At 69.6% G+C, this 14,781-nt stretch carries 8 protein-coding genes; 5 read left to right on the top strand and 3 right to left on the bottom strand.

The annotated features are described in order from the left end of the window. Window positions 1-2: 2 nt before the first annotated feature. The 3 genes from IEW07_RS21100 to IEW07_RS21095 all read right to left on the bottom strand — a co-directional run bounded on the left by IEW07_RS21100 (window position 3) and on the right by IEW07_RS21095 (window position 8,319). A complete protein-coding gene (locus IEW07_RS21100) occupies window positions 3-2,669 on the bottom strand; it encodes an S-layer homology domain-containing protein (protein WP_229741883.1) in 2,667 nt (888 codons plus the stop codon). 273 nt (window positions 2,670-2,942) lie between these two features. After that, a complete protein-coding gene (locus tag IEW07_RS14775) occupies window positions 2,943-5,435 on the bottom strand; it encodes an S-layer homology domain-containing protein (protein WP_188538575.1) in 2,493 nt (830 codons plus the stop codon). A gap of 181 nt (window positions 5,436-5,616) precedes the next feature. Continuing rightward, window positions 5,617-8,319 (bottom strand): S-layer homology domain-containing protein, encoded by a 2,703-nt coding sequence (locus tag IEW07_RS21095; RefSeq protein WP_229741882.1) that lies wholly within the window; start codon window positions 8,317-8,319, stop codon window positions 5,617-5,619. A gap of 291 nt (window positions 8,320-8,610) precedes the next feature. On the opposite strand from IEW07_RS21095, the gene IEW07_RS14765 reads away from it, so the two are divergent. The 5 genes from IEW07_RS14765 to IEW07_RS14745 all read left to right on the top strand — a co-directional run bounded on the left by IEW07_RS14765 (window position 8,611) and on the right by IEW07_RS14745 (window position 14,763). After that, a complete protein-coding gene (locus IEW07_RS14765) occupies window positions 8,611-9,510 on the top strand; it encodes an oxygenase MpaB family protein (RefSeq protein WP_188538573.1) in 900 nt (299 codons plus the stop codon). Window positions 9,511-9,607: 97 nt separating this feature from the next. After that, complete coding sequence (gene wecB, locus IEW07_RS14760; protein ID WP_188538572.1) at window positions 9,608-10,765, top strand: non-hydrolyzing UDP-N-acetylglucosamine 2-epimerase; 1,158 nt, start codon at window positions 9,608-9,610, stop codon at window positions 10,763-10,765. An 18-nt stretch (window positions 10,766-10,783) separates the two neighbouring features. Further along, entirely contained in the window at window positions 10,784-11,614 is an 831-nt protein-coding gene (locus tag IEW07_RS14755; protein WP_188538570.1) for a hypothetical protein, read from the top strand. A 156-nt stretch (window positions 11,615-11,770) separates the two neighbouring features. Next, on the top strand, window positions 11,771-13,519 hold the full coding sequence (locus IEW07_RS14750; RefSeq protein ID WP_188538568.1) for a hypothetical protein: 1,749 nt from the start codon (window positions 11,771-11,773) through the stop codon (window positions 13,517-13,519). 167 nt (window positions 13,520-13,686) lie between these two features. Beyond that, entirely contained in the window at window positions 13,687-14,763 is a 1,077-nt protein-coding gene (locus tag IEW07_RS14745) for a polysaccharide pyruvyl transferase family protein (protein WP_188538566.1), read from the top strand. Window positions 14,764-14,781 lie beyond the last annotated feature (18 nt).

Genomic DNA, 14,781 nt, shown 5'->3' with positions numbered 1-14,781 from the left:
CGTCAGCGGGGCATCACGGCCGCGCGGTAGATGAACGCCGCCATGGCGTCACGGTTGATCGCCAGCCACGGCCGGTAGGTGCCGTCGGGCCAGCCCGTCGAGATCTTCCGGTCGGCCAGCCACGCCATCTCCTTGTAGAACGGCTGCGACGTGCGCACGTCCCGGAACGGCGACACCCTCGGCGGGGTGTACGCGGGGGACCCGGCGGCCCGGTAAAGGAACGCGGCCATGGCATCGCGCTTGATCGTCTGCAGCGGGCGGTAGGTGCCGTCCGGCCAGCCCGTGGAGATCTTCCGGTCGGCCAGCCAGGCGATCTCCGTGTAGTAGGGGTTCGTGGTCGGCACGTCCTTGAACGGGGAGACCTTCGGTGGGACGAACGGCGGGGAGCCGGCGGCCCGGTAGAGGAACGCGGCCATGGCGTCCCGGTTGATCGCCTGCAGCGGCCGGTACGTGCGCGTGCCGTTCGCGGCCACCCAGCCGGTGGAAATCCCGGCGGCCGCCAGCCACGTGATCTCCCGGTAGAACGGCTGCGTGGTCGCCACGTCGATGAACGGGGAGACACTCGGCGCTGCGTACGTCGAGGCGGTGCCGAGGGCGGAGTCCAGCCGCAGCTTCACGAGGTCGTTGCCGACCGTGACCCACGGGGCCCCGTCCCGGTCAAAGTCGAGGTGCCGGTTGGCGCCGGTGAGCACGGTGGAGAAACGGCCGGTGGCCGGCTCCAGCACGCTGAGGCTGCCGCCGGCCAGGTGCGCCAGGCGCTTGGTCCCCGGGATCAGCGCCAGGTCCACACTGTTCCAGGCCGCACGACCGGTCCGCGAGCCGAGCACGAAGGTGCTCAGCGGTGCCCCGTCGGACAGGCGCAGCTCGACGACAGTGTCCAGGGTGGCCACGTAGAGCTTCCCGTCCAGGAGGACCGGCCCATAGGCTTCATCGAGCCCCGGCAGGGCCCGCTTCCACAAGACGGCTCCGGTCCGCGCGTCGGCCGCGAAGACCACCGCATCGCCGGACCAGTCGTCGATCCCGTACCCCGACCTCACCGAGGTGGTGCCGTAGACCGTGTGACCGCTCGCCGCGAGCCCGACGATCGACAGCTCCGGGATGATCTTGTTGTAGACCGTCACCTTTCCCGTGGACCGCTCGATCGTCCCCAGCGCCCCGCCGCGGTACCCGTACTCGGGCACCGTGCCGAAGACGACGTGGGAGTCGGCCACCGCCCACGCGAAGATCCGCGACTGCAGGTGCGACTCCCCCAGCCGCGCCAACTGACGGAACGAAGCGGCGTCCTCCACGCCCGGTGCCGTGGTGTGCTGCACGACCACGGCAGAGCCGTAGGAGCCGACGTAGAGCGTGCCCTCGTCGACCATCATTCCCTCGATCTGACCGATCCCGGCGGTGGCCGCGGAGTGGGCGAACGCGCCCGTGGCGAGGTTCGTGGCGCAGAGGCCGTCGCCTCGGTAGCCGCCGGCGTAGACGGTGCTGGTGGCTCGGTCGATGACCATCGACTGTGTGTCCAGAGTGGTGAGCACCACGGGGTGCCGCACCGCGGGACGGACGACGCCGTCCTTGGTGATCCGCACCGAGGACAGCGAGGAGTTGCCGGCGCTGACCAGCAGGACATCGTCTCCCACCAGACCGGTGTGCATCGTGTACTTGTCGGCCACGGAGGCCACGGCCTCCGCGGTCAGCACCTCGTCACCCGGCCGGAACCGCATGAGGGTGCCCTTGGCGTTGGCGTAGGAGAAGCCCGCCGCGTCCACGGCGGACAGGCTGCGGCCCGACATGGCGCAGGGTGTCGCGCTCCAGCGGCCGGTCTGTGTGTCGTGCACGGACACGATCTCGGTGCCCTTGGCATCGTCGTGCCAGACGAAGACCTTTCGGCCCCGGGTTGCCGTGCGCAGGACGAAGGAGTTGAGCCCGCGTCCGGGAATGCCGACCCGGGTCGGGGAGGACGGGGCGTCGACGTCGATGCGGAAGAGATCGGGATCGGCGGTTCCGGTGCCGGCCCACAGTGTCCTGCCGTCCGAGGAGACGGACAGGGACCGGACGTAGTCGTTGCCGGTTCCCAGCTTCGGAGTCCTGGTCAGTTCCCGTCCTGTCGCCGGGTCCAGGCACACGGCCACCCCGGCGGGATACGTGCCGGCCCAGAGGCGGCCCCGGTGGTCCCGGACGAGGTCGTAGAGGCCGCTCACTCCGGACGGGAGGGTCCCGATCTGCGCGATCGTGCGCTGCGCCACGGACAGCTTCATGAGTGCTCCGCCCGAGGTGAACCACAGGGTGCCCAAGCCGTCGTGGACGAAGTTGCCCGAGGCGTTGGACGGGGTCGACGCCCTGTAGTGCAGCGCGCCGGTCGCCGTGTCGAAGATCTGGATCGTGTCGGCGCGGTCCCCGGTGTTGGTGGTGACCAGGTAGTGGACCGAGCCGACCTTGATCACCCCGACGCCGGTGGACGACGTGAGATTGAAGCTCCGGAAGAGGTTGCGGTGCCGTCCGACGACGGTGCCGGTCAGGCCCAGTGATCCTGTGGCGGCCTTGCTGCCCAGCACCACTGCGGCGGCGGCCGGCGCCGAGGTGACCGGCGTCGAGAGCACAGCAGCGGCCGGACCCAGCAGCGCGGTGGCGCTCAGCAGTGCACGCCGGGAGACCCCGGTCGTGCTCGCTTCCTGGTGCATGCGACTCCCCCGATTCGCTTGTCACCGGCACCCACGGATCCCCCGACCCGTGGTCTCTCCCCGCAACGGATCCCCCGACCCGTTGCACCTCCGCCGGCCGATGAACGGCGGAGCGGACGCTCATTCGTTTGCATCCGTTACCATCACACACTGATCAGGGGGCGCTGTGAATCCGCACAAGCGGGGACAAGGTGTCGCGCCGCGCAGCATGGACAGCACGGACGCCCGGGCTCGAGGAAGCTCAGGCGTCCTGATCTGCCGGGTGACGGCGCTCTACAGGGTGCTGGCCACCATCCGGTAGAGGAAGGCTGCCATGGCGTCCCGGTTGATCGGCTGCAGCGGCCGATAGGTCCGGGATCCGTCTGCCTCGGTCCAGCCGGTGGAGATGCCGCGCGCCGCCAGCCAGGCCATCTCCTTGTAGAACTGCTGGGTCGTCGACACGTCCCGGAACGGCGAGACCCTCGGCGGCGTGTAGGCCGGGGACCCGGCCATCCGGTACAGGAACGCGGCCATCGCGTCCCGGTTGATCGGCCGCAGCGGCCGGTACGTCCCGTCGTCCCACCCGGTGGAGATCTTCCGCGCGGCCAGCCAGGCCATCTCCTTGTAGAACTGCTGGGTCGTCGACACGTCCCGGAACGGCGAAACGGACGGCGGCATGTAGGCGGTGTCGCCCTGTCCGGTGGGTTCCATGCGCAGCTTGACGACGTCGTTGCGGACGGTGGCCCACAGGTTTCCCGCCCCGTCCAGGTCGAGGTGCCGGTGGGCGTCGGTGAGCACGCGGTCGTACAGCCCCGTCGCGGTGGACAGGACCGTGAGAGTGCCCCAAGCCAGGTGCGCCAGCCGGGTTGTGCCCGGGATCTGGATCATGGCCACGTTCTGCCACCCGGGCTGTCCGGTGCGGGAGCCCAGGACGAAGGTGCGCAGCGGGGCGCCATCGGACAGCCGGAGCTCCACCACCGTGTCCAAGGTCGCCACGTAGAGCTTCGAGCCCATGAGGATCGGCTGGTAGAGCTCCTTGGTCCCCGGGAGGGTCCTCCGCCACAGCAGCTTGCCGGTACTGGTGTCGAAGGCGAAGACTTGGGCGTCGCCGGCGTACTCGGCGGCGCCCAGCCCGCCTCTGACCGACGTGGTGCCGTAGACGGTGTTGCCGGTGGCCGTCAGCCCGACGATGGACAGCTCGGGCAACAGCTCGCCGTAGACGTGCACGGCGCCGGTGGAGCGGTTGACCACCCCCAGGACGCCACCGCGTCGGCCGGTCTCCGGGACCGTCCCGAAGACGACGTGCGACGTGGCCGAGGCCCACGCATAGATCCTGGACTGGAGGTGGGACGTGCCGAGCGTGGCCAGCTGCCGGTACGAGCCCGGGTCCTTCACGCCCCTGGGCAGCAGATGGTCGACGATCACCCCGGACGGGTAGGAGCCGATGTAGAGCCTGTCCCCGTCGACCATCATCCGTTCGATCTGCTCGATGCCGGCCGTGGGCGCCGAATGGGCGAAGGCGCCCGTGGTCAGCTGGGTCGAGCACAGGCCGTCGCCCTTGAACCCTCCTGCGTAGACGGTGCTCCGGGCACGGTCGATGGTCATCGACTGGGTGGCCAGCGGCACCGGCACGACGGCGTAGTCGACGTGCCGTTCCTGTGCCGCCGCCGTGGTCATCCGGTCCGCGGCGAGCACGGACGCGCCTTCCGTCAGCAGGTACAGCTTCCCACCGGCGAGCGCGATGTGGACGGTGTAGCGCTGCGGGAGCGTGCCGACCGTCTCGACCACGATCTGCGGGTCCTCGGGCCGGAACCGGCGGAGCACACCGTAGCCGTTGACGTAGACGTAGCCCTGCGAATCCGGCTGCGTCATGGACCGGGCGGTCATCACCACCGTCGACGCCGCCCAGGACTTGGTGACGAGGTCGTACTCGGAGACGACCTCCTTGCCCGAGGAGTTCTCGTGCCAGACGAAGACCCTGCGCCCGAACGCGACCGTGCGCGAGACGATCGAGTTGCCTCCCACGCCGGGGATCGGGATGCGCTGAGGAGCGGAGGGCCGGTCGACGTCGATGCGGTACAGGGCCGGGGCACCGGTCCCCGAGCCGGCCCAGATCGTCCTGCGGTCCGGGGAGATGCTGAGGCCGCGCGCGTACTGGTTGCCGGAGCCGAGCACGGGGGTACGGGCGATCTCCCGCCCCGTCGAGGGATCCAGGCAGAGCACGATCCCTGCCGGGAACGTGCCGGCCCACAACCGGCCCTGGTGGTCGATCTGGAACTCGTAGAGGTTCGTGACTCCCGACGGCGCGGTCCCGATCCGCCGGATCGTGCGGTTGGGCACCGAGACCGCCATCAGCGCGGCGCCGGAGGAGAAGTAGAGGGTCCCCCGACCGTCGTGGGCGAAGTTGCCGTCGGCCTTGCCCGGCGTGGACGCCCGGAAGTGCAGGGCCCCGGTGTCAGCGTTGAAGACCTGGACGGTGTCGGCCCCGTCCCCCGCGTTGAAGGTGGCCAGGTAGCGGACGGTCCCCACCTGGATCACCCCGATCCCGCTGGAGTTCGTCAGCGCGAAGCTTCGGAACACGTCGCGGTGCCGGCCCGCGACCGCGCTGGTCAGTCCAAGATTCCCCATGGGCACGGCCGAGCCGAGCACGACGGCGGCGGAGGCCGGCTCGGCAGGCCCTGCCGTGACGGCCACGGCGGACCCGAGCACGGCGGTGGCCCCGAGCAGGTGGCGCCTGGAGACGCCGGCGCTGGGCTCGGAGGCAGACGTACGGCGGCGATCGGACATGCGGCTCTCCCGGTTCGACGGTCCGTTCCGGCACCGGAAAGGTCCTGACGCGGACAACGGGGGGCGGTCCCGGAACGATGCAAATGCAACTTCAGTCGACAGCCAGCTTATGACAGGCGATGCGCCACCGGAACCCTCCGGCCGCGCTTGTCCGAGAAGCACCGGCACCGCCCGGAGCAGCTCAGCGCCCGCGGGCCGCCGCCCGGTAGAGGAACGCGGCCATGGCATCCCGGTTGATCGGCAGCAGCGGCCGATAGGTGCGCGTACCGGTGATGCTGAGCCACCCGGTGGAGATGCCGACCTCGTAGACCCAGGCCATCTCCTTGTAGAACTGCTGGCTCGTCGACACGTCCCGGAACGGCGAGACCGTCGGCGGAACGTACTCCGGCGACCCCGCCGCCCGGTAGAGGAACGCGGCCATCGCGTCCCGGTTGATCGAGCGCAGAGGCCGATAGGTCCCGTCGTCCCACCCCGTGGAGATCTCCTGGTGGTGCACCCAGGCCATCTCCTTGTAGAACTGCTGGCTCGTCGACACGTCCCGGAACGGCGAGACCGTCGGCGGAACGTACTCCGGCGACCCCGCCGCCCGGTAGAGGAACGCGGCCATCGCGTCGCGGTTGATCGGCCTCAGCGGCCGGTAGCTGCGTGCGCCGGTGGAGCTCATCCATCCCGTCGCGATGCCGGCCTCGTAGCTCCAGGCCATCTCCCGGTAGTACTTCTGTCCCGTCGAGACGTCCGCGAACGGCGAGACCTTCGGAGCGACGTAGGACGGCCCTGCGGCGACTGCGTCCAGCCGGAGCTTCACCACGTCGTTGCCCGTCGTCACCCACATGGCGCCGGAGGCGTCGAAGTCGATGTGCCGGTGGGCGCCGGTCAGCACGGTCGCGGTCCGCGACGTGGCCGGCTCGAGGACGGTGGTCACCCCGCCCGCCAGGTGGGCCAGGCGCCGGGTCCCCGGGATCCGCACCAGTTCGGCGCTCTGCCAGGCGGCACGGGCGCTCCGCGAGCCGAGCACGAAGGTCCTCAGGGGAACCCCGTCGGAGAGGCGAAGCTCCACCACGGTGTCGAGCGTGCCCACGTAGAGCTTGCCGTCCAGCAGGACGGGACCGTAGAGCTCCTTGCAGTCCTTCAGGGTCCGCTTCCAGGCGACCCTGCCCGTCCGGGCGTCCGCGCAGAAGACGACCGCGTCCCCCGGCCAGTCGGCGATGCCGTAGCCGCCCCGGCAGGACGTCGTCCCGTAGACGGTCTCGCCGTTCACCGCCAGCCCCACGACGGAGAGCTCTGGGATGATCTTGTTGTACACCGCCACGGCCCCGGTGGCGCGGTCTATCGTGCCGAGTGCCCCGCCGCGGTAGCCGTACTCGGGCACCGTGCCGAAAACGACCCGTGACGGGGAGACGGCCCAGGCGAAGATCCGCGACTGCAGGTGCGAGGTGCCCAGCTTGGCCACGCGCCGGTAGGCGCCGGCGTCCTTCACCCCTTTCGCCAGGTCGTGCTCGACCACGACGGCCGAGCCGTAGGAGCCGACGTAGAGCTTGCCCCCGGCGACGGTCAAGCCCTCGATCTGCGCGATGCCCGCGGAGGCCGCCGAGTGGGAGAACTCGCCCGTGGAGAGGTTCGTGGCACACAGGCCGTCCCCCTTGAAGCCGCCCGCGTAGACCGTGTTCGTCGCCTTGTCGATGGCCACCGACTGGGTGGTGAGCGGCACCGGGACGACCTTGTAGTCCACCCGTGGCGCGGCGGCGAGGGCTCCGCCCGTGGGTGCGAACCGTCCGGCCTGAAGCAGGGACGGTCCCTCCTTGACGAGATAGAGCGTGGACCCGGCCAGGGCGGTGTGGATGGTGCTGGTCTCCACGCCGGTGGCCACGGTCTCGGGGACGAGCACCGCCGCGTCGGCACGCATGCGCACGACGCTGCCCTTGGCGTTGGCGTACACGTATCCGGCGGCGTCCGGGGCGGTCACGGACCAGCCGGCGATGGCCGTGGGGTACCGCGACCAGGTCCTGCTCACGACGTCGTAGACGGAGATGATCTCCTTCCCCAGCGGATCGTCGTGCCACACGAAGACCTTGCGGCCGCGCGCCTGCATGCGCATGACCATCGACGGAACGGCATGGGCGGGGAGGTTGATCCGGGTGGGTGAGGCGGGATTGTCCACGTCGATGCGGAACAGTGCCGGGTCCGCGGTGCCGGTGCCGGCCCAGACCGTCCTCCGGTCCGGGGAGATCGTGACGCCGCGGGCATAGTCGTTGCCGTTGCCCAGCACGGGCGTGCGAGCGAGCTCCCGGCCCGTGGCAGGATCGAGGCACACCAGCCGTCCGGCCGGATAGCTGCCGGTCCACAGGCGTCCCCTGTGGTCGAAGTGGAACTCGTAGGCGACGAGGATGCCGCTGCCCACCGTGCCGTACTGGCGGAGGGTCCGGTTGGGGATGGACAGCACCATCAGTGCCTTGTCCACGCTGAAGTAGATGTTGCCCCGGCCGTCGTGCGTGAAGTTGCCGGCGGGCTTGCCCGGCGTCGAGGCCTTGTAGTGCAGCGCCCCGGTGTCCGCGTGGAAGACCTGCACGGTGTCGACGCCCTCGCCGGCGTTGAAGGTGACCATGTAGTTGGCCGTGCCGACCCGGGCGACGCCCACGCCGTTGGAGTTGGTGAGGCTGAAGGTCCGGAAGAGGTTCCGGTGCCGGCCCACGACCGTTCCCCTCAGCCCGAGCGGACTGGTCGTGGCCTTCGTCCCCAGCACGACGGCGGCCTCGGCCGGCTCAGCGGTGGCGGTTGCCGTCACCGCGGCGGCGGCTGGCCCGAGCAGTGCGGTCGCCGAGAGCAGCGTGCGCCGCGAGACGCCACCGCTCTCGGTGGCTGCGGGCGTGCTTCGGTCCTGTTGCATGCGACTCCCCCGATTCGCGTCTCTCCCCTGAGGAGCGGCCGGCAGGTCCCCCGACCCGCCGGCCGCCCCCTGTGCCCCCCACCCTCCGGAACGGAGGGGCACGTCGCCGTGGTGTCGGCACCCCGGCGGGACGTGGTTCTTTGCGTCCATGAATATCGAATCGCATCCATTAGCAAGAGGGAATCCACAGATGCGGGGACGGCCGGCACCCCTTGTTGTCAGAGGCGGCGCAGATACTGGGTGCCGCGGACCGCCGCACGGTGGCGGTCCCCCGAAGGGAGGACAGACGGAATGGGACTCATGACGCCGCTGCAGGAGCGCCTGAGGGTGACGTTCGCCGGGCAGGCGGACCGAGTGCCGGAGTGGGAGCTGGCCCTGGCCGAGGGCGACGACGCGGGCTACTTCCAGCCCGGGTCGGCGGTCTGGGCTGTGCACGGCTCCATGGCCACCATTCCCGCCGGAGTCCGCGCCCTTCTCACCCAGGCCCTGCACCCCGGGGCGCTCGCCGGAGTCGTCGAGCACTCCGACTACCGGGCGGACCCGCTGGGCCGACTGGCGGGAACCATCCGCTGGATCTTCACCGTCACCTACGGGGACACCACCGCAGCCCACCGCGCATCGGCGTACGTACGGCGGCTGCACGAGAGCGTCCGGGGCGCCTACACCGGCGCCGACGGCGTCGAACGGTCCTACTGCGCCAACGACCCTGACCTGGTCGAGTGGGTGCACCTGGCGTTCACCGACGCGTTCCTTCGCTCCCACCAGCAGTGGGGAGGGACGATCCCGGGGGGCCCGGACGCCTACGTGCGGGAGTGGGCGGTCGCCGGCCGGCTGATGGGGGTGTCCGACCCGCCGCGCTCGGAGGCAGAGCTCGACGCACGCATGGCGGCCTTCGACGGCCGGCTGGCAGGCGGGCCTCGGGTCGACGACGTCGTGCGGTTCCTGCGTCGGCCCCCGTTGGATCCGCTCCTGATGCCGGGCTACCGCGCCCTGTTCGCGGCGGTCGTGGACAGCCTCCCACAGGACCGCCTCGACCTGCTGGGTCTCGAGCGCCCACGCCTGGGGCCTGTGCCGTTGCCCACACGTCAGACCGCTGGATTTGCCCTCACGGTGGTGGGCAAGGCGCTGGGCGCACAGGGCCCCAGCGAGATCGCCGCACGTCAGCGGCTCGCCCGGTTGGCCGTCATCTGAACGAGATCGTCCCTGGTGTCCCCTAAACTGGGTGTGCACCTGCACGCCCCGCGTTAGGTCCCCCGGCCCTCGCACCCTCGGAACAGGCGGTTTCCCCATGCCCACGATCATGCCCATCTATGGAACGCGTCCGGAGGCCATCAAGATGGCGCCGATCGTGAAGGCCCTGCAGAACTCCCCGGACTTCGAGTGCGTGGTCACCGTCACCGGTCAGCACCGGGAGATGCTGGACCAGGTCAACGAGATCTTCGACATCGTCCCGGACCACGACCTCAACATCATCCAGCCGCGCCAGACCCTCAACGGCATCCTCACCCGCACGGTCGAGGGCCTCGACGCACTCTTCGCCGAGAACGCCCCGGACGCCGTGGTGGTCCAGGGCGACACCACCACCTCCACGGCCGCGGCGATCGCCGCGTTCTACCGAGGGATCCCGGTGATCCACGCCGAGGCCGGGCTGCGCTCGTTCAACCTCTTCTCCCCCTTCCCGGAGGAGGCCAACCGCAAGATCACCTCCCAGATCACCTCCCTGCACCTGGCCCCGACCTCCACCTCCAAGGAGAATCTGCTGCGCGAGGCGCTGCCGGAGGAGGACATCGTGGTCACCGGCAACACCGTCATCGACGCCCTGCTGCACACGGTGGCCAAGCAGCTGCCCTTCACCGACCCGCAGCTGGAGGAGATCGCCGCCTCCGGCCGCAAGGTCCTGCTGGTCACCACCCACCGCCGTGAGAACCAGGGCGAGGCCATGCGCGGCGTGGGCCGGGCCCTGGCCCGGATCGCCGAGGCCGAGCCCGAGCTGGTCATCGTGCTGCCGGCCCACCGCAACCCGGTGGTGCGGGAGGCCGTCCTGCCGGCACTCGAGGGCAAGACCAACGTGGTGGTCACCGAGCCGATGGCCTACGGCGAGTTCACCCGCATGCTCTCGGTGGCCGACGTGGTCCTCACCGACTCCGGCGGGGTCCAGGAGGAGGCGCCGTCGCTGGGCAAGCCGGTGCTGGTGATGCGCGAGAACACCGAGCGCCCCGAGGCCGTGCACGCCGGCACCGTCAAGCTCATCGGCACCGATGAGGAGCGCATCGTGGCGGAGGTCGACGCGTTGCTCAACGACCCTGCAGCCTACGCCGCGATGGCCAACGCCGTGAACCCCTACGGCGACGGCCGTGCCGCCGAGCGCACCCTGGCCGCCATCGAGCAGATGTTCGGCCTCGGCCACCGCATCGAGGACTTCACCGCCGCCGTCGCCGCGCGCTGACCCTCGATCCCGGATGCCATGACAGAGACGATCGTCCTCCCCCTCGCCGAGCTGCGGGACTTCGACGCGGATCGGCTGATCCCGGACGAGCACAACCGCATCGACGTGGTGACGGACTACTTCACCATGCCGTTGCTCGTCGTTCCCCGCACGGGGGCCGACAAGCTCGTGGTGCTCAACAACGGGGCCGTGGACCAGCACCGGGCCGCAGGCGAGCCGGTGTTCCAGCGGTCAACCTGGAGCGACGAGATCCGCCACCACCAGATCTACGTCTACGATCCGGCCACAGGGGGTCCCGAGTACCTTTCCCTCGGCTGGGGTCAGGTGTCCCCCGAGAAGTGGGCGGCGTTCTACATCGGCCGGGTGGTCCGCACACTGGCCGTCAAGCTGGGGGTCAGCGATCCTCGGGACCGGATGTACTTCGGGTCGTCCGCCGGCGGCTTCATGGCGCTGGCGCTGCTCGCGGACGACGAGGGGGCACGGGCGGTCATCAACAACGCCCAGTTCGACTGGACCCGATGGATGGCCACCGGTGTCAACGCCCTGCGGCACGCCCGCTTCGGCGGCATGCTGCCTGCGGACATTCGGGCCAGGTTCCCCCTGACCGCCAACGTGCTGAACCTGCTCGCCAGACGGGGGCGTCCGCTACGGATCGACTACCACGTGAACGTCGCCTCGACCCATGACCGCAAGGAGGACCTGCCGACGTTCAACGCGTTCCTCGCCCAGCACCCACAGCTGTGCGGGGACGTGAAAGTACACCATTACTTCGACAGGTCGGCCGGGCACAACCCGCTGGCGAAGCCGGACACCCTGGGCCTGCTGAACGGTGCCTTCGACCGCATCTGAGCTCGACAGCTGGTCTATGCCCCCCTCCCCCGACAAGGAACAACGCATATGGGAGCCCCCGTTCATCCCTCCACAGACTCCCGGTACGGCTGTCCGTGGCTGAGCCTGGACACGACCGAAGCGGTCGACGTCATGTCCTGGCCTCCACAGGTCCGCATGGACATCACCGACCGGACCGGGCACTTCTTGCCCATCGAACTGCTGATGTTCCGCCAGCCGAGCGCAGAAGCTCTGGTGGTTCACCTGCACGGGTCGCTCGACCGGCAGAAATACGAGATCCCCCGCTTCGAGCGGGTGGCGACCATGGAAGACCTGCCCTACCACCAGCTGTGGCTGGCCGACCCGACGCTGCATCTGGACCCCGGATTGCGCATCGGGTGGTACTGCGGGGGGTCCGGAGAGGATTCGACCGACCGGCTGGCACGGCTCATCAATGAGATCGCGGCTCAACTCGGCGTCGAGAAGATCGTCATCCAAGGTTCCTCCTCGGGGGGCTTCGGCGCCCTCGCCCTGACGACCAGAGTCCCCGGCTCACTCGCGCTGGCATTCTCTCCCCAGACCAACATGGGACGCTTTTCGCTGGGTCGCTCGGCCAGCTGGCTGGTCAAGGCGGCGTTTCCGGAGTATGTGACATACGCGGACTTCGAGGACGCGGAGCCGACTCGAGCCGACCTCGGCTCGCTTTACGCGGATTTCGAGGGAGGCCGCGCGTGGTACATCCAGAACTCCGGTGACATCGATCATCTCGAGACCCAGATGTACCCTTTCCAACCGCAGGTGGACGATCGGGTGACTTTCGTCCTGGAGCACCACTGCACTGGTCACAACCCGCCCACGCCTCAGCGCGTGCGCGGGTGGGTGGAGCATGCCGTGGCCAACTACCACGGCGACCCCCAGACCTTCCGACTGGGTGCTCCCGCCTCCGTCCCGGCAGACTCTCCTGGTCCGCACGACGTCGGCCCGGTTTCCGTCGTCCAGCTGGAGCACCTGGACGACTTCCGGCCCATGCCCGAGGACCCGGAACAGCGCTACGTGGTCGGCATCGGCGACGGCATGGCGCTGGCATTCGTCGCCCGCCCCTGCCCCAGCAAGAACCGCGTTCTCCGGGTGGGCTTTTCCGGGACGGAATCAGCATCGGTGTCGCACAGACTCTCCCTGGCTGAGCGGGACGGGCTGGGAAAGCTGGGGCAGCCCTATATCCTCTTCGCGGACCCCACTCCTGGCCGGAGTCCGGACAGCCGGACCTCCTGGTACCTCGGGACCCCGGACGTCGATCCAGACGACGCCATGGAGCTCATCACGCGACGGGTGATGGCAGCATCCGGCAGCCCCTATCTGCTGGCGGAAGGATCCTCCGCGAACGGTTTCGTCGCCCTGCGGTTCTCCTCGCGCTTCCACAACGCTGTCGCCGTACCCGAATCGCCTCAGACGGATCTCCTCCGTGGCCCGTTCCGGGTGTGGGAGGAGATGTTCAGCGCCGGCTGGACGGGGTGGTCGCCTACGCGCGTCGTGGCTGAATGCTCTCACCGTTTTCGCGTCATGGACCGCTACACCGACAGCCGCTGGAACAGGGGCAATCTGGTCCACTACGTGCACAATGCCGGTGACGGGGAGCATGTACTCGAGCACCTGACACCCCTGCTGGAGGAGTTCGGGGCGTCTCCGGGGGCCATCCGAGCATTGGGGGGACGCTTCCGATTCTCCACACCGTACATCGGTGAGGGCCCCGCGACCCTGCCCCATGCCAGCCGGTCTGCGGAGCATGACCTGGCGATTGCCTGGCTTAAAAGGCAACGCCCGGTGGCGGCTCAGGAAGGCGTCTTCACCGCTCCGGAAGGCCGGTCCCAGGACCGGGGCAGCCCAGCCGCCCGCGCACGCCACCTCGCTGTGGCCCTGGCAGAGTGAAAAGACATTGCGGCCTGGACCGACTGCGGCCCCGTTTGTGACTGGGCGCCCCGGAGCGACGTCGAGCGCGTCCACTAAAGTGTGGACACGATGGGGCTGACGCGCGCGCAGCCCTCCCGCCCCTGTGCCCCCACGAGCTCACTCGCCCGCCCAGAAGGAGGATGTCGATGCCCGCAGTGACACCCGCGCCGGCACCGGCGAGGTGCCTGGAGGGGCCCGGAACGCAGGAGTGGGGTGTTTCCCAGCGGCCGGCGCCGTCGCCCCGGCGCGTGGGCCTTGTGGGCTACTTCGGCTGGGGCAACTTCGGCGACGAGCTGATGCTCCGGGTCTGGCAGGACGCTTTCCGAGACGTCGCGCCGGCGGAGCCGGTGCACTCGCTCCTCCGCAAGCCGTACTTCACGGAACGTGCCGACGCCGTCGCCCGCCGGCACGATTCCATCGTCATCGGCGGTGGCGACCTCGTGGTCCCTGACAACATGTCCTCGCTGTACTGGAACCGCGCGTGGCTGGAGCGCCCCATCGTCCTCGCGGGTATTGGGGTCGCGCTCGAAAGGGAGCGCTGCCGACCGGATGTCGTCGACAGGCTGCGCACCTTCTTCTCGCACGAAGCAGTTCGCTCCATAACGGTCCGCGATCGGGGAAGCGCCATGTGGATCGAGCAGCAGCTGACGCCAGCCGTCCCCGTGCACATCAGCGCAGACCTCGCCTTTGCCGCCGACCTGCCGCCGGCCGACGAGCGCGCTCCCGGCCGGGTCGGTGTCGTCCTGCGCAAGACTCCCTCGGCGGGAGACCGACAGACGGTCGACCGCATCCATGCCTGGGCGAACCGGCATGGCCTGGATCTCGAGCTCCTGTGTCTTGCTGTCGGCACGACACGAGACCAGGAGCTCGAGGGCATCCGGGACGTATTCGGAGATCGGTTCCCGGTGCGTGCCTGCTACTCCGTCGAGGAGATGTGCCGAGCCGTCGGTGCCTGCGCCGCCCTGTTCACGGCTAAGTTCCACGGCGCGGTGATCGCCGCCCGATACGGGATTCCCGCCCTTTCACTGCGACCGACCCACAAGATCGGTGCCTTGGCAGAACAACTGGGGGACGCCGGGCTCGTCCGGAATCCGCTGCACCTCACCGACGACCAGCTCTGGGAGACCGTCCACCGTCCAGTTCCCGCGGAAGCGGTCCGCTCCGCCGAACAGTCCGCCCGAGACACCGTCCGCCGAACCGTCACAGCGGTCATGTCCGTCTGAGCCTCATGTCGTTCATCT

This window comes from Kocuria dechangensis (genome assembly GCF_014636775.1).
Taxonomy (GTDB): domain Bacteria; phylum Actinomycetota; class Actinomycetes; order Actinomycetales; family Micrococcaceae; genus Kocuria; species Kocuria dechangensis.
The sequence above is the reverse complement of the archived record's forward strand: the minus strand, read 5'-3'. Positions and strand labels throughout refer to the sequence as shown.